The 14,836-nt window shown below is 71.8% G+C and carries 17 protein-coding genes; 12 read left to right on the top strand and 5 right to left on the bottom strand.

Annotation, left to right across the window (positions count from 1 at the left end; genetic code table 11):
* Window positions 1–23 precede the first annotated feature (23 nt).
* The gene (locus HEK131_RS06915) at window positions 24–1,469 is read right to left on the bottom strand and encodes a regulator (protein WP_244334097.1); all 1,446 of its coding nucleotides are present in this window, start codon (window positions 1,467–1,469) and stop codon (window positions 24–26) included.
* Between the two features lie 251 nt (window positions 1,470–1,720).
* On the opposite strand from HEK131_RS06915, the gene lipB reads away from it, so the two are divergent.
* From lipB to HEK131_RS06895, 4 genes are all read left to right on the top strand, one after another.
* Window positions 1,721–2,515: a lipoyl(octanoyl) transferase LipB gene (gene lipB / locus HEK131_RS06910; RefSeq protein ID WP_217460454.1), complete on the top strand. Its 795-nt coding sequence runs from the start codon at window positions 1,721–1,723 to the stop codon at window positions 2,513–2,515.
* Between the two features lie 105 nt (window positions 2,516–2,620).
* Window positions 2,621–3,586, top strand: a complete 966-nt coding sequence (gene lipA / locus HEK131_RS06905; protein ID WP_217460455.1) for a lipoyl synthase — start codon at window positions 2,621–2,623, stop codon at window positions 3,584–3,586.
* Window positions 3,587–3,815: 229 nt separating this feature from the next.
* A complete protein-coding gene (locus HEK131_RS06900) occupies window positions 3,816–4,013 on the top strand; it encodes an SCO2195 family GlnR-regulated protein (protein ID WP_130334211.1) in 198 nt (65 codons plus the stop codon).
* 73 nt (window positions 4,014–4,086) lie between these two features.
* On the top strand, window positions 4,087–4,788 hold the full coding sequence (locus HEK131_RS06895; protein WP_217460456.1) for a DUF4191 domain-containing protein: 702 nt from the start codon (window positions 4,087–4,089) through the stop codon (window positions 4,786–4,788).
* Window positions 4,789–4,895: 107 nt separating this feature from the next.
* Here the strand turns inward: HEK131_RS06895 and HEK131_RS06890 are convergent, their stop codons facing one another.
* Window positions 4,896–5,363 (bottom strand): RDD family protein, encoded by a 468-nt coding sequence (locus HEK131_RS06890; protein ID WP_217460457.1) that lies wholly within the window; start codon window positions 5,361–5,363, stop codon window positions 4,896–4,898.
* 210 nt (window positions 5,364–5,573) lie between these two features.
* Between HEK131_RS06890 and glnA the strand changes: the two genes are divergently transcribed.
* Entirely contained in the window at window positions 5,574–6,983 is a 1,410-nt protein-coding gene (gene glnA / locus HEK131_RS06885; RefSeq protein WP_161150111.1) for a type I glutamate--ammonia ligase, read from the top strand.
* Between the two features lie 91 nt (window positions 6,984–7,074).
* Here the strand turns inward: glnA and HEK131_RS06880 are convergent, their stop codons facing one another.
* Complete coding sequence (locus tag HEK131_RS06880; RefSeq protein WP_244334095.1) at window positions 7,075–8,103, bottom strand: endonuclease/exonuclease/phosphatase family protein; 1,029 nt, start codon at window positions 8,101–8,103, stop codon at window positions 7,075–7,077.
* Between the two features lie 88 nt (window positions 8,104–8,191).
* On the opposite strand from HEK131_RS06880, the gene HEK131_RS06875 reads away from it, so the two are divergent.
* Together HEK131_RS06875 and HEK131_RS06870 are read left to right on the top strand one after the other, a co-directional pair.
* Window positions 8,192–8,866, top strand: coding sequence for a response regulator transcription factor (locus tag HEK131_RS06875; protein ID WP_244334093.1), 675 nt, complete (start codon window positions 8,192–8,194; stop codon window positions 8,864–8,866).
* Entirely contained in the window at window positions 8,859–9,962 is a 1,104-nt protein-coding gene (locus HEK131_RS06870) for a sensor histidine kinase (RefSeq protein ID WP_244334091.1), read from the top strand. The genes HEK131_RS06875 and HEK131_RS06870 overlap by 8 nt, the downstream gene beginning before the upstream one ends.
* 56 nt (window positions 9,963–10,018) lie before the next feature.
* Here HEK131_RS06870 and HEK131_RS06865 read toward each other — a convergent pair whose 3' ends face one another.
* Entirely contained in the window at window positions 10,019–10,273 is a 255-nt protein-coding gene (locus HEK131_RS06865) for a hypothetical protein (protein WP_217460461.1), read from the bottom strand.
* 303 nt (window positions 10,274–10,576) lie between these two features.
* On the opposite strand from HEK131_RS06865, the gene HEK131_RS06860 reads away from it, so the two are divergent.
* The 4 genes from HEK131_RS06860 to pspAB all read left to right on the top strand — a co-directional run bounded on the left by HEK131_RS06860 (window position 10,577) and on the right by pspAB (window position 13,715).
* The gene (locus tag HEK131_RS06860; protein ID WP_217460462.1) at window positions 10,577–10,834 is read left to right on the top strand and encodes a hypothetical protein; all 258 of its coding nucleotides are present in this window, start codon (window positions 10,577–10,579) and stop codon (window positions 10,832–10,834) included.
* 208 nt (window positions 10,835–11,042) lie between these two features.
* The gene (locus HEK131_RS06855; RefSeq protein ID WP_347881848.1) at window positions 11,043–12,098 is read left to right on the top strand and encodes a hypothetical protein; all 1,056 of its coding nucleotides are present in this window, start codon (window positions 11,043–11,045) and stop codon (window positions 12,096–12,098) included.
* A gap of 96 nt (window positions 12,099–12,194) precedes the next feature.
* Window positions 12,195–13,115, top strand: coding sequence for a zinc metalloprotease HtpX (htpX, locus tag HEK131_RS06850; RefSeq protein ID WP_244334089.1), 921 nt, complete (start codon window positions 12,195–12,197; stop codon window positions 13,113–13,115).
* Between the two features lie 3 nt (window positions 13,116–13,118).
* On the top strand, window positions 13,119–13,715 hold the full coding sequence (gene pspAB, locus HEK131_RS06845) for a PspA-associated protein PspAB (protein WP_244334088.1): 597 nt from the start codon (window positions 13,119–13,121) through the stop codon (window positions 13,713–13,715).
* Between the two features lie 9 nt (window positions 13,716–13,724).
* Here the strand turns inward: pspAB and HEK131_RS06840 are convergent, their stop codons facing one another.
* Window positions 13,725–13,994 carry a hypothetical protein gene (locus HEK131_RS06840; protein WP_244334087.1) on the bottom strand — a complete coding sequence of 90 codons (270 nt, stop codon included), beginning with the start codon at window positions 13,992–13,994 and terminating at the stop codon, window positions 13,725–13,727.
* Window positions 13,995–14,085: 91 nt separating this feature from the next.
* Between HEK131_RS06840 and HEK131_RS06835 the strand changes: the two genes are divergently transcribed.
* Entirely contained in the window at window positions 14,086–14,808 is a 723-nt protein-coding gene (locus HEK131_RS06835) for an alpha/beta fold hydrolase (protein WP_244334085.1), read from the top strand.
* Window positions 14,809–14,836 lie beyond the last annotated feature (28 nt).

Below are 14,836 nucleotides of genomic sequence, written 5' to 3'. Positions count from 1 at the left end.
CCGCCGGGAGGGCCCCGCACCGCCTAGCCCAGCGCCGCCACCCGCTCCCGGTACCCACGGGCCGGAGGGGCGTCGCGGTAGGGCTCCAGGCGGCGTTCGAAGTCGCGGATGTACTCCACGGCCCGGACCGAGCGCATGTCGGCGGCCTGGGCAGCGGCCTCGGCCGCCAGGGCGCACGCCTGGTCGAGGTCGCCGAGGCCCAGACGGGCGGTGGCCAGGACCACGCGGGAGAACAGGCGGCTGCGGGCGTGCGCGGCGGAGCGCAGCCGCAGCGAACGCTCCGCGTGCTGGGCGGCCGCCCGGAACTGGTGCAGGTCCCGGTGGCAGTGGCCGAGCTCGTCGGCGAGCTGGGCCTCGTCGAAGAAGCGCGCCCAGTGCGGCACGTCGTCACCGGGCCGGGCCGTCTCCAGGGCGCGCTCGGCGCGTACGAGCGCGCCGGTGCACGCCCGCGCCTCACCGAGGACGGCGTGCGCCCGCGCCTCCGCGGCGTGCAGCAGGGCCTGCACCACCGGCGGAGCGCCGGTGCCGATCCCCTGCTGGGCGACCCGCGCCAACTGGACGGCCTCCCGCCCGTGCCCGAGGTAGACGGCCTGACGGCTCATGGTGACCAGCACGTAGGAGCCGTACGCGCGGTCCCCGGCGGCCTGGGCGAGCCGCAGGGCCTGCACGAAGTACCGCTGGGCGAGCCCGTGCGCGGCGATGTCGTACGAGGTCCAGCCCGCGAGGCGGGTCAGGTCGGCGGCGGCACCGAACAGCCTGCGGCCGGTCTGCTCGGAGTAGCTCCCGCGCAGCATCGGCTCGCACTCGTGCTCCAGGTAGCGCACGAGGGCCTGCCGGGCGTGGCCACCGCCGTACTGGTCGTCCAGGGCCCGGAACAGCTCCCCCACCGAGCGCAGCGCGGCGAGGTCCCCGCCGGTCACCCGGTGGCCGGGCGGCCGCTCGGCACCGGTGCCCGGGGCACGCAGGGGCCCGGCCTCCACCGGCCGGGCCTGGGCCGGTACCCGGACGGCCGGCTCGCGGGCCACCCGGTCGTCGGCCTTGCCGATCAGCCAGTCCCGGCTGGGCACGACCAGTCCCGCGGGCGTGAACGCGATCTTGCGCAGCTCGGCATGGCTGCCGGAGTCCTTGCGCCACAGCCCGCTGACGATGTCCACGGCCTCCTCGGGCGTGCCCGCGAACTCCAGCCCGGCGTACACCGGCGCACACGCGTCGAGACCCAGATCCTGGGCGGTGAGCCTGCGGCCGAGGCGGCGGGTGAACACCTCGGCGATCAGGGCGGGAGTGGTCCCGCGCGGCTGCTGTCCGCGCAGCCAGCGGGTGACCGAGGTCTTGTCGTATCTGAGGTCCAGCCCGTGTTCCAGGCCGAGCTGATCGACGCGACGGGCCAGACCCGCGTTGGAGAACCCCGCCTCTGCGATGAGCGCGGCGAGCTGGCGGTTGGGGGTGCGCTGCGCGGGTCGGTCCGTCATGTGCGGTGCGGTCTCCTGCCTGACAGGCCACTGAGGTGCCGGGACGGGCTGTGAACAGCCCTTTTGGCCTCACGAACGGCGCGAATGTAGCGGAGAGTGAACAACTCGTCGCATAGATCCCCAGGCATTCATCCGATCGTGTGAGGATTACCCGCGGGGCTGACGTCACCCGGCCGGACGTACAGTGGCGTGGGCGCCGTACGCGCCTGACAGACCCGACGAGGGGTGCCCGGCAGAGGGAGGCGCTTGCCGTGAGTGAGCTGCGGTTCGTCCACATGGGGTTCGGCGCGGACGCCGTCGACTACCAGGAGGCGTGGGACGAGCAGCGCCGGGTGCACGCCGCCCGGTTCGCCGACGAGGTCTCCGACACCGTCCTGCTGCTGGAGCACCCCCCGGTGTACACCGCCGGCCGCCGCACCGAGGCGAGCGAGCGCCCGCTGGACGGCACCCCCGTGATCGACGTGGACCGGGGCGGCAAGATCACCTGGCACGGTCCGGGCCAGCTCGTGGGCTACCCCATCCAGAAGCTCCCCCGCCCGGTGGACGTCATCGCGCACGTCCGCCGCCTGGAGGAGGCCCTGATCCGCGCCTGCGCGGAGTACGGGGTCGAGACCACCCGCATCGAGGGCCGCAGCGGCGTCTGGGTGCTGGGCGACCCGGTCGAGCAGCGCCTGGGCGGCCTCTCCCTCGACTTCGATCCCCGGATCGCCGACGAGGAGTTCGACCCCCGGCTGAACGGCCCGGAGTACGCGCCCTCCAACGCGGGCCAGCGCCGCGAGGACCGCAAGATCGCCGCGATCGGCATCCGCGTCGCCAAGGGCGTCACGATGCACGGCTTCGCCCTCAACGTGAACCCGGACAACCGCTGGTTCGACCGCATCATCCCGTGCGGCATCCGCGACGCGGGGGTCGCCTCCCTGGCGAACGAGCTGGGCCGGGACGTCACGATCGAGGAGGTCGTGCCGGTGGTCGAGCGCCATCTGCGGGACGTCATGGAGAGCGCGGACCTCAAGCCGAGGGTGATCGAGAAGACCGCCGCGGTCTGACCGGGAATGCGGCCTGCGTCCGCGAGGTTTTCCTCACCCGCAAGGCCCAATGAACACGGGCGTACTCTGGTTACGCCGAAGAATCGAAGCTACAGGGAGCCGGTCGTGTCCGCAGTCGCACCCGACGGACGCAAGATGCTGCGCCTGGAGGTCCGTAACAGCCAGACCCCCATCGAGCGCAAGCCCGAGTGGATCAAGACGCGGGCGAAAATGGGCCCCGAGTACACAAAGATGCAGAACCTCGTGAAGAGCGAGGGCCTGCACACCGTGTGCCAGGAGGCCGGCTGCCCCAACATCTACGAGTGCTGGGAGGACCGCGAGGCGACCTTCCTCATCGGTGGCGACCAGTGCACCCGGCGCTGTGACTTCTGCCAGATCGACACGGGCAAGCCCGAGGCGCTGGACCGCGACGAGCCCCGCCGGGTGGGCGAGTCCGTGGTCACCATGGACCTGAACTACGCCACGATCACCGGCGTCGCCCGCGACGACCTCGAGGACGGCGGCGCCTGGCTGTACGCCGAGACCGTGCGCCAGATCCACGCGCAGACGGCGGGCCGCGAGACCGGCCGCACCAAGGTCGAGCTGCTGGCCCCGGACTTCAACGCGGTCCCCGAGCAGCTCGCCGAGGTCTTCGAGTCCCGCCCCGAGGTCTTCGCGCACAACGTGGAGACGGTCCCCCGCATCTTCAAGCGCATCCGCCCCGGCTTCCGCTACGAGCGCTCGCTGAAGGTCATCAGCGAGGCCCGCGACTTCGGCCTGGTCACCAAGTCCAACCTGATCCTCGGCATGGGCGAGACCCGCGAGGAGGTCGTGGAGGCGCTCAAGCAGCTCCACGACGCGGGCTGCGAGCTGGTCACCATCACCCAGTACCTGCGCCCCTCGGTGCGCCACCACCCGGTGGAGCGCTGGGTCAAGCCGCAGGAGTTCGTGGAGCTGAAGGACGAGGCCGAGCAGATCGGCTTCTCCGGCGTGATGTCGGGCCCGCTGGTCCGTTCCTCCTACCGCGCCGGGCGGCTCTACCAGATGGCGATCGAGAAGCGTGGTACGTACATCGCCGCCCAGGCGGTGTGAGCAAGTCGTGTGAAATCACGCACAAGTTCCTACTGGCCAGTAATGGCCGAGTCGACGCGGTCCCGTCCGTCCTCGCTGATGAGGGCGGTTCCGGGGCCGCGTCGGCGTGTACGGGTTCCACGCCAGGGCTTCACCACCGTTTGACCGGTCGGTCACGCACTGGTAACACCAATCAGTGACCCTGATATCACGCCACGTACACCACCCGCACCGAGGGGGGACCTCGATCATGCAGGCCGCACCCGTCCGCGCCACCGCCATCCCGTCCTTTGCCGTCGCCCTGCGCGCGGTCGAGACGCTGCTGCTGCAGGGCGGTCAGCGCACCGCCCGCCGCAACGCCTGGACCTCCGTCCTGGAGGACCGCCGCCGCGCCAAGGACCGGGTCGAGGCCCAGCAGTTCCTCGACCGCGCCGCCACCCGCCCCTGACCCGCACCACCCCGCCGCCCCCGCGCGGGCACCGCCGTCGAGAGCGCTCCGGCGGCCACGTAGACTCGTGGGCATGGCGAGGAAGGAAACCGCGGCGGACGCCGCGAGCGCAGGGCGACTGAAGCAGATCGCCCTCACGTACAAGATGACCCGCAAGGCCGACAAGACGATCGGTCTTGTACTCGCGGCTGTCGGGCTCGGCATTTTCGCCGTCCTCCTCGTGATCGGCTTCCTGATCGGGCACCCCGTCTACGGCGGCATCCTGGGCGTCCTGCTCGGTCTGCTGGCGACGGCGATCGTGTTCGGCCGCCGGGCGGAGCGGGCCGCGTTCGGGCAGATGGAGGGCCAGCCGGGCGCTGCCGCCGCGGTACTGGACAACATCGGCCGGGGCTGGAGCACCACCCCGGCGGTGGCGATGAACCGCAGCCAGGACGTGGTGCACCGCGCGGTCGGCAAGGCCGGCATCGTGCTGGTGGCCGAGGGCAACCCGAACCGGGTGAAGAGCCTGCTGGCGGCCGAGAAGAAGAAGATGAACCGCATCGTCGCGGACGTGCCGGTGCACGACGTGATCGTCGGTGACGGCGAGGGCCAGGTGCCGCTGAAGAAGCTGCGCACGACCATGCTGAAGTACCCCCGGGTGCTGACCGGCCCCCAGGTGACCGTCACCAACGACCGCCTGCGCGCGCTGGGTGACCTGATGAGCAACATGCCGCTCCCCAAGGGACCGATGCCCAAGGGCATGCGGATGCCGAAGGGCGGCGGCAAGTCCCGCTAGTTCCGATGACATGCGAAGGGGCGCCCGGAGTGACTTCACTCCGGGCGCCCCTTCGTACGTCCTGTGCCGCTTCGTATGCCCTGTGCCGCTTCGTATGCCCTGTGCCGCTAGATCCGGACCTCGACGGTCTTGGCGAGCCGGTCGTGCAGGCCCCGGCCGTCGCGGTCCCAGACCAGGGCCGGGATCGCCAGGCACAGCAGGAAGGTGCGCAGCAGGGCGCGCAGCGGGTTGACGGTGCCGGTCTCCAGGGCGACGACGCGCAGGCCGAGCAGCCGCTTGCCCGGCGTGGAGCCGAGGGTGCCCACGGTGAGGGCGCTCATGGCGAAGAAGACGAGCAGGGCCCAGTTGCTGGTGGCCGGGCTGTTGCCGTGGGTGATCAGGCCGTATGCGATCAGCACGCACAGCCCCCAGTCCACGGCGAGGGCGCCGAGCCGGCGCCCCGGACGGGCGATCGAGTCCGGCCCGGTCTCCGGCAGCCCGAGCTGCTCACCCCGGTAGCCGAAGTCGGCTCCCGCTTCCTCCATGGCCGCGCGCGGCCCGGAGAGCCACGACCCCATCACTTCCCTGTTGTCCACCCGACCACGGTACTGCGCCCGGATTCGGGCGGTGTGCGCAGGGGTGTGTCGGGGCTACGGTTGAGGGGTGGCCGGTTAACTTCTGCGAAACAAACGAGTCACGCCCGAGAAATCACCCGTCCCTAGGGTCGAGACCAGCGTGTGCCACCGCACTGGCCGCACGAACGATCTACCACCCCGGCGGGAACGGTCGGGAGTAGGAGGAGCTGGATGTTCCAGAACGCCGACGAGGCCAAGAAGTTCATCGCGGACGAGGACGTCAAGTTCGTCGACGTCAGGTTCTGCGACCTGCCGGGCGTCATGCAGCACTTCACCGTGCCGGTCCAGGCGTTCGACCCGGACGAGGAGCTGGCCTTCGACGGCTCGTCGATCCGCGGCTTCCAGGCCATCCACGAGTCCGACATGGCGCTGCGCGCCGACCTGTCGACGGCCCGCGTGGACCCGTTCCGCCGCGACAAGACGCTGAACATCAACTTCTTCATCCACGACCCGATCACGGGCGAGCAGTACTCCCGTGACCCGCGCAACGTGGCCAAGAAGGCCGAGGCGTACCTCGCCTCCACCGGCATCGCCGACACCGCGTTCTTCGGCCCCGAGGCCGAGTTCTACGTGTTCGACAGCGTGCGCTTCAAGACCGCCGAGAACGAGGCGTTCTACCACATCGACTCCGAGGCGGGCGCCTGGAACACCGGCGCCGTCGAGGACAACCGGGGTTACAAGGTCCGCTACAAGGGCGGCTACTTCCCGGTCCCGCCGGTCGACCACTTCGCCGACCTGCGCGCCGAGATCTCCCTGGAGCTGGAGAAGAACGGCCTCCAGGTCGAGCGCCAGCACCACGAGGTGGGCACGGCCGGCCAGGCCGAGATCAACTACAAGTTCAACACGCTCCTCGCCGCCGCGGACGACCTCCAGCTCTTCAAGTACATCGTGAAGAACGTCGCCTGGCGCAACGGCAAGACGGCCACCTTCATGCCGAAGCCGATCTTCGGCGACAACGGCTCGGGCATGCACGTCCACCAGTCGCTGTGGTCGGGCGGAGCGCCGCTCTTCTACGACGAGGCCGGTTACGCGGGCCTGTCGGACATGGCCCGCTACTACATCGGCGGCATCCTCAAGCACGCCCCGTCGCTGCTGGCCTTCACCAACCCGACGGTGAACTCCTACCACCGCCTGGTGCCGGGCTTCGAGGCGCCGATCAACCTGGTGTACTCGCAGCGCAACCGCTCCGCGGCGATGCGTATCCCGATCACGGGCTCCAACCCGAAGGCCAAGCGCGTCGAGTTCCGCGCGCCCGACTCCTCCGGCAACCCGTACCTCGCCTTCTCCGCCCTGCTGCTCGCGGGCATCGACGGCATCAAGAACAAGATCGAGCCGGCCGAGCCGATCGACAAGGACCTCTACGAGCTGGCCCCCGAGGAGCACGCGGGCGTCGCCCAGGTCCCGACCTCCCTCCCGGCCGTCCTCGACCGCCTCGAGGCCGACCACGACTTCCTCCTCCAGGGCGACGTCTTCACCCCGGACCTCATCGAGACGTGGATCGACTACAAGCGCACCAACGAGATCGCGCCGCTGCAGCTCCGCCCGCACCCGCACGAGTTCGAGCTGTACTACGACGTGTGATCGTCGCCGCTTGACGCAGAGGGCCGCCATCCCAGCCGGGGTGGCGGCCTTCGCCGTGCCGACGTCCCTGAGGCCCTGAAGCCCTGAAGCCCTATGGCCAGGTCAGTGTGGCCGCCACCGGCAAGTGGTCGCTGCCCGTTTCGGGGAGGGTCCAGGAGCGGTCGGCGGTCAGGCCCCGGTACAGGATCTGGTCGATGCGGGCCATCGGGAAGGCTGTCGGCCAGGTGAAGCCGAAGCCGTTGCCGGAGGTGGTCTGGGTGGAGTGGAGGCGGGCGCGGAGGTCGGTGAAGGCTCGGTCGTCCCAGGTGCCGTTCAGGTCGGCCAGGAGGAGGACGTGGGGGTTGCGCTCGGTGGTGATCGCCTTGGTCAGGGCGGCGGCGCCGATGTTCCGGCTGGCGGTCCAGAAGCCGTGGCGGGGCATGAGGCGGACGGAGCCGAGGTGGGCCACGTAGACCGCCAGGGGGCCGTCGGGGGTGGTGACCGTGGTGTGGAGGGCCCGGTTCTCGGGGAGGGTGGCGGCGGTCGGCCTCGTGGCGGCCAGCGGGCCGTAGTTCATGATGTCGATCGTGCGGGTTCCCGAGAGGGGGAGCTTGCTCCAGAGGCCGACTGTGCCGCGGATCGCGTGGTGGGGGTAGGTCTTGGCCAGCGCCTTCTCGTACAGCGGGGCTGCCTGCGGGGTCAGTTCCTCCAGGGCCAGCAGGTCGGCGCCGGAGGCGGCCAGGGTGTGGGCGGTGCCGGCCGGGTCGGGGTTGGCGGCGCCGACGTTGTGGGCGGCCACCGTGAGGTCGCCGCCCGCGTGGGACTTGTCGTGGAGGAGGCCGCCGAAGAGGGTCGTCCACGCGATGGCCGGTAGCAGGAGCGCGGTCGCGGCGGAGAGGGAGCGGCGCCAGCACGCCGCGGCCAGCAGTGCGGGGATGAATACGCCCAGCCACGGCAGGATGCTCTCCACCAGGCTCCCCAGGCCCGCGAAGTCCGGGATCGTCGCGTGCAGCAGCGGGAGCAGGCCGAGCAGCAGCGCCAGCGCCGTGAGCACCGGGCCGCGCTTCCAGGGCTCCGGGCGGGAGCAGGCGAGGAGCGCCCGGTGGAGGCCCGTACGCCAGGCACGTGGGTTTCGCGTCATGCGGCCCAGCCAAGGCGGAGCGGTGTTGCCGCGGCGTATGCGGTTTCCGATACGCGGACGATACGTACGGCCTCGTAGCCTCGACGGCATGCGTGTGCTGATCGTCGAGGACGAGCCCTATCTGGCGGAGGCCGTCCGCGACGGGCTGCGCCTGGAAGCGATCGCGGCGGACATCGCGGGAGACGGGGACACCGCGCTGGAAATGCTGGGGATCAACGCGTACGACATCGCCGTGCTCGACCGGGACATCCCCGGACCGTCCGGTGACGAGGTCGCGCGGCGGATCGTGGCGTCCGGCAGCGGTATGCCGATCCTCATGCTCACCGCGGCCGACCGGCTGGACGACAAGGCGTCCGGGTTCGGGCTCGGCGCCGACGACTATCTCACCAAGCCCTTCGACCTCAGGGAACTCGTGCTCAGGCTCAGGGCGCTGGACCGCAGGCGGGCCCATCACCGGCCGCCCGTACGGGAGATCGCGGGGCTTCGGCTGGACCCGTTCCGCAGGGAGGTCCAGCGGGACGGGCGTCATGTCGCGCTCACCCGGAAGCAGTTCGCGGTGCTCGAGGTCCTCGTCGCCGCCGAGGGCGGGGTCGTCGGCGCGGAGGAACTGCTGGAGCGGGCGTGGGACGCGAACGCGGACCCGTTCACCAACGCGGTGCGCATCACCGTCTCGGCCCTGCGCAAGCGGCTCGGCGAACCCTGGCTCATCGCCACCGTGCCGGGGGTCGGGTACCGCATCGGCACCGGGGGCGAGCGTGGATAGGGCACCCGGGCCGAGCGTCCGCCTCCGGCTCACCCTCAGCTACGCCGGATTCCTCATGGTCGCGGGGGCCCTGCTGCTCGCCGCGGTGTGGCTGTTCCTGCTGCGGTACGTGCCCGAGCGGGCGCTCATCGTGCCCTCGGGGACGCCGACCACGTACGACGTCTTCCCGGTCCGGTCCAACCTGCTGCGCGTCTTCGCTCCGCGCGCGGCCGGGGTCATGGCGTTCCTGCTGCTGTTCGGGCTGGTGGGAGGGTGGTTCCTCGCGGGCCGCATGCTCGCTCCCCTGACCCGGGTGACGGAGGCGACGCGTAGGGCCGCGAACGGCTCCCTCTCCCACCGCGTCCGGCTGCCCGGCCGCCGGGACGAGTTCCGCGAGCTGGCCGACGCCTTCGACACGATGCTGGCGCGACTCGACGCCCACGTCGCCGAGCAGCGGAGATTCGCGGCCAACGCCTCGCACGAACTGCGCACCCCGCTGGCGATCTCCAAGGCCCTGCTCGACGTGGCCCGCACCGATCCGCGGCGTGACACCGGCGAACTCCTCGACCGGCTCCACGCCGTCAACGCCCGCGCGATCGATCTCACCGAGGCACTGCTCCTGGTCAGCCGCGCCGAACAGCGGGCCTTCGCGCGGGAGGACGTCGATCTGTCCCTGCTGGCGGAGGAGGCCACGGAGACCCTGCTCCCGCTCGCCGAGAAGCACGGCATCGGCATCGAGACCTCGGGCGGGATCACGCCCACGACCGGCTCCGAGGCGCTGCTGCTCCAGCTCACGATGAACCTCGTACACAACGCGATCGTCCACAACCTGCCCGGTCAGGGCCATGTATGGGTCGGTACGGCCGTCCTCGCCGACGCGGTCGCGCTCACCGTCGAGAACACCGGAGAGCACCTCACCCCTGAGCTGGCGGCGACCCTCACCGAGCCGTTCCGGCGTGGCACCGAGCGTGTCCACAGCGACCACGCGGGCGCCGGACTCGGGCTGGCGATCGTCCGGACCATCGCCCATGCCCACGACGGCACCCTGACCCTCACCCCGCGCCCCTCGGGCGGGCTCCGCATCACGGTGGAGCTGCCGGTGAGCGGCGCCGGCTGACGAGGAGGGCCGCCACCCGGGCGGGGTGGCGGCCCACTGTCGTCACACTGTCGTGATCATCCAGGAACGACGATCACCACGACGCTGCTGCCGTTGTTGTAGCCGTAGCCGGGGCCATAGCCGTGGTTGAAGCCGTAGCCAGGGCCGTAGCCGTAGCCGCAGTTGCCCCACCAGCCGCAGCCGCGATTGGTCTGCACTTGGGTGGCCGTGTTGGCCGAGGCGGTGCCGGCGGTGGCGATGGCTCCGCCTGCTGCCAGGAGAAGTCCGGCGGCGGATGCCGCCATGAGGCGCTTCGCGCGGTGTGCGTTCATGGACGTACCTTCCTTCCACCCCGCGTGCGATCCGCGATCGCACGCTTCGGATGGCCGCGCACTCGGAGTGGGAAGTCCGGCGCGGTCGGTGGGCTGCCGCCTCGAAGTAGCCGGGATCACGCAAGACTGGAGCGCATCCCGCACTGCGGCACTCCTGAAGATGCTAGGTGACCTTCGCCCGCTCGGCATCCGGAGGCGGACCGCACCGGACCGGTGCAACCTTTCGCGCCGCCCGGGCTTCTTACCCTCATGGGAGAAGATCAGCCTCTCCCGACGGTGCCGGACGAGAGAGGTAGCACGGGGATGGCGGAACACGACGACTGGCAGCGGGAGTTCGATCTCCGGTGGGCCGCGGACGCCGAGCACAAGGAGCCGTCCGCGCGGGCCCGGATGCTCGCGGCCCGCTGGAAGGAGAACCCCCCGGACCCGGCCCCCTTCCGGGCCGACCCCACACCGACGGGCTCCCGCAGGGGCTCGTGGGTGTCGACGGCCGTGGTGCTCGGGTGCGTGGCCGCGCTGATCGTGCTGCTGGGCTACGCGCAGATGCGGTCGCCCTATTAACGGCGGGGACCCGGCGGCCTGGCTGGAGCTGGACCACCGGGAGAGGTCCTGCCCGCCACCGGACGACCGCCGTACGCTCCTCAGCGCCTTCGCGTCCGGCGAGCCCCTGGACGACGAGCGGTTCGCACGCGCCCTCTGCCACCGCGACGGCCGGGTCCGGCACCGGGCGCTGGGCGAGGCCGCCGGGCGTCCGGCGTCGTTCCCGCTGGTGGTCGTACGCTGCGCCGACTGGGCCGAGCCGGTGCGGGACCGGGCCCGAGAGGTGCTCGCCGAGGTACTCGACGCCGAGACGGCCGTGTCCCTGGCCCCCATGATCCTGCGCGTCGGCGACCGGCACCAGGGTGACCACGCCCTCGGGCTGCTGGACGACGTGCTGCGCCGCGCGCCCCGCGAGCGGCTGGCCCCGCTGCTGGTGTCCGGCGACCGGAGGGTACGCCGGTTCGCGTACCGCATGGCCGTCGAGGAGGGCACCCTCTCCCCCGTCGAGCTGGCCCGTGCCGCCGCCGAGGACGACGACGCGGTCGTCCAGGGCCGGTGCGCGCAGGCGGCGCTGAGCCAGGGCCCCCGGGCGGAGGCGCTGGACATCCTGCTCGGCGCCCGGAATCCGCAGGCCAGGTCGGCCGGGGTGACCGCGCTGCGGCGGATCGGCGTGCCGGAGCGGGCCGTGGACTTCCTGGCCGACCGCTCGGCCCTGGTGCGGGCCTGCGCGCGGTACGTCGTACGGCAGCACGGGATCGACCCGCTGCCCTGGTACCGGGCACGCTGTGCCGACCCGGCCCCGCCGCCCGGCGCCCCGATCGGGCTCGCGGAGTGCGGGGGACGAGCGGACGCGCCACTGCTGTGGGCGCTGCTGGAGCATCCGGCGCCGGGCGTGCGGGCGCGGGCGCTGGCCGGGCTGCGGACGCTCGACGTGACGGACGTACGACGGCTGCGGCCCCTGCTGGACGATCCGGCGCCCGGCGTGGTCGGCGAGGCCACGCTCGCCCTGCTGCCGTCGGCCCGCGAGCTGCCGGAGGAGTGGCTGCTGGGCCGGCTGGACGCGGGGCGGCCCCGCTGGGAGCGGGTGTCGGCGTGGCGGCTGCTCGACGCGCACGGTGACCTCGCACGGCTCCGGGCGGCCGTACCGCTGCTCGACGACGCGGACGTGCGGCTGCGGGCGAGGGCCGAGCACGCCGTCCGGCAGGTGCGGCGCCGGGAGCCCCGCGCGTGGCGAGGCCCGGAGGTCGCGGCGCTGCTCGACCGGGCCGGGGTGGAACGCCGGTGAAGCGGGGGAACCCTTTGCCGCCCTCGGCCACTGTCATGGGCGGGCACGGGTGCACACTGGAAGCGGGGGGAGAGGTCGAGTGCGGGGTGATGCAAGATGCGGAGCCGTTTTCGCAGTGATCGTCGGCTGACCGTGCGGATGACGGTCACGATGTTCCTGCTCGGGCTGCTGTACGTGGCGTTCATCGCCGCGCTGATCGTGCTGCTGAAGTCGTGGGTGCTGGTCGCCGTGGTGGTGGCCGTGATGTTCGTGGCGCAGTTCTGGTTCTCCGACAAGATCGCCATGTTCGCCATGCGCGGGCATGTCGTGGAGCGGGAGCGGTATCCGGAGCTGCACGCCGTGGTGGACCGGCTGTGCGCGATCGCGGACATGCCCAAACCGGTGATCGCCGTGTCCGAGATGGACATGCCGAACGCGTTCGCCACCGGCCGGAACCCCGATCACGCCGTGGTCTGTGTGACCACCGGCCTGCTGCGGCGGCTGGAGCCGGCCGAGCTGGAGGGCGTGCTCGCGCACGAGCTGTCGCACGTGGCGCACAAGGATGTCGCCGTGATCACGATCGCGTCGTTCCTGGGTGTGATCGCGGGGCTGATCGTCCGGTTCGCCTTCTACTCGCAGGTGTTCGGCGGCGGCCGGCGCGACCAGAACACCGCCGCGATCTTCGCCGCGGTGATCGGTGTCTCGGCGGCCGTGTACGCGATCAGCTTCCTGCTGATCCGGGCGCTGTCCCGCTACCGCGAGCTGGCCGCCGACCGTGCGGCCGCGCACCTGACCGGCCGCCCCTCGGCACTGGCGTCGGCGCTGACCAAGGTGTCCGGGGAGATCGCCCGGATTCCCACCAAGGACCTGCGTACGGCGCAGGCGTTCAACGCGTTCTACTTCACCCCGGCCACCGGCAAGGAGCCCGGCATCGAGCGCTTCTTCTCCACGCACCCGTCCCTGGAGCAGCGGCTCACGCAACTGGGCCGGATCTCCGCGGAGCTGGGCGAGGCCGCGACCCCCGAGAAGACGGGCTGATCATTGGGTCTGCTGGACATCCTGCTGGGGCGTACGAAGCCGGTGACGCCCGATCTCGATCAGCTCTTCGCGCTGCCCTCGGCGGCGATCACCCTCCAGGCGGCGGCCGGGTTCACCCCGACCGGCGCCGGTGCGGTGTGCTTCGCCACGGTGGAGGGGGCGGCGTTCGAGCAGACGCACCGGGAGGTGCGGGACCTGCTGGACGCCGACGCGGAACGCAGCGGCCCCCCGGTGGAGCTGACCCAGGACGACTACGGCTACTCCTGGCTCAGCTCCCACCGCACCCCCGACCAGCTCCCGGAGCTGGTGAACGACCTCCACGCGGTGAACAGCTCGCTGGAGGCCGATGGCTTCGGCCCCCAACTGCTCTGTTCCCTCGCGGCGTTCGAGCGGGCGGACCAGAACGACGACCGTCGGCTGGCCCTGGTCTACCTCTACAAGCGCGGCACCTTCTACCCCCTGTGCACGCGCCCCGGCCACCAGCGCCGGGACAACGCCCTGGAGCTTCAGGTGGCCTCCGCGCTGGAGGGTGACCTGCGGATCGAGAAGGACACGTCCCGGTGGTTCCCGCTGTGGGACGCGCCGGGGATGACCGGCTGAGAGAGGTCCTCAGCCGCTCTTCTCGCGCTGCTGCCGACGGGCCTCGTGGGGGCGCTCGCGGCGGTAGCGCCGCTCCCACCTGGCCTGCCGGTCGCGGCGGTCGCGGTAGGCGCGGTACGAGTCCGGGGGCGGGGCGCCGGGCGGCGGGGGTGGTGGTGGCGAGCCGCGCCCGCCCCTGAGGTACAGGCACAGCAGCGCGACGGCGGCGAGCCACCAGAGGTGGTTGCCGATGCCGAGGACGGCCAGGGTGAGGGTGGCGGCGACGATGAGAACGCTCATGACGGAACCTCCTGGCATCTCAACGTAGCGCCCCCGCTACTGTGAGTGCATCTTCTTTTCGGGTTCCGGTGACTGTGGGTGAATGGCGCGCATGACTCAACCACCTTGTCCGCCAGATGAGTTCACCATCGACTGCGACGGCGAGCGGCTGAGCGCGGTCCGCGCCGGCCCGCCTGCCGCACGGGCCACGGCCGTACTGCTGCACGGCGCCGGCACGGGCAGCAAGGACCGGCTGCTGCCTCTGCTGTCGGCCTTCGCCGAGCAGGACCGCCACGCCCTGGCCTTCGACTTCTCCGGGCACGGCCGGAGCACCGGCACGCTGCCCGAACTGAGCCTGCGCCGCCGCTTCGAGCAGGCGGTGGCGGTGATCGACGCCCACGCGGGGGACGGCCCGCTCGTCCTGGTCGGCTTCAGCATGAGCGGCCAGACCGTGGCGGACCTGGTGCGTCATTACGGGCGCCGAGTGGCCTCCGTGGGCCTGGCCGCACCGGGGGTCTTCGCCGCGGCGGCATGGGACGTGCCGTTCGGCGACGGCACGGGCCGCTTCACGGAGATCCTCCGCACGCCGGACAGTTGGCGCGACTCCCCCGCCCTGCCGGCCCTGAGCGCCTTCGACGGCCGGGCGGTCCTGGTGGTGCCGGGCACGGACACGGTGATCCCGGCGCAGGTGACAGAGGCGGTCGAGGAGGCGCTGTGCGCGCGGGCGCGGTACTCGCGCTTCGATCTGCCGGACGCGGAGCACAAGTTGGGGCTGTGGTTCCGTGACCACCCCGAGGACGCACGGAGGTTGGTGGCCGAGCTGCTGACGGAGTGAGCCCGGTGCCGGGCGCCTTCGGGAGGCG

It is taken from the genome of Streptomyces seoulensis (assembly GCF_022846655.1).
Lineage (GTDB): Bacteria > Actinomycetota > Actinomycetes > Streptomycetales > Streptomycetaceae > Streptomyces.
The sequence above is the reverse complement of the archived record's forward strand: the minus strand, read 5'-3'. Positions and strand labels throughout refer to the sequence as shown.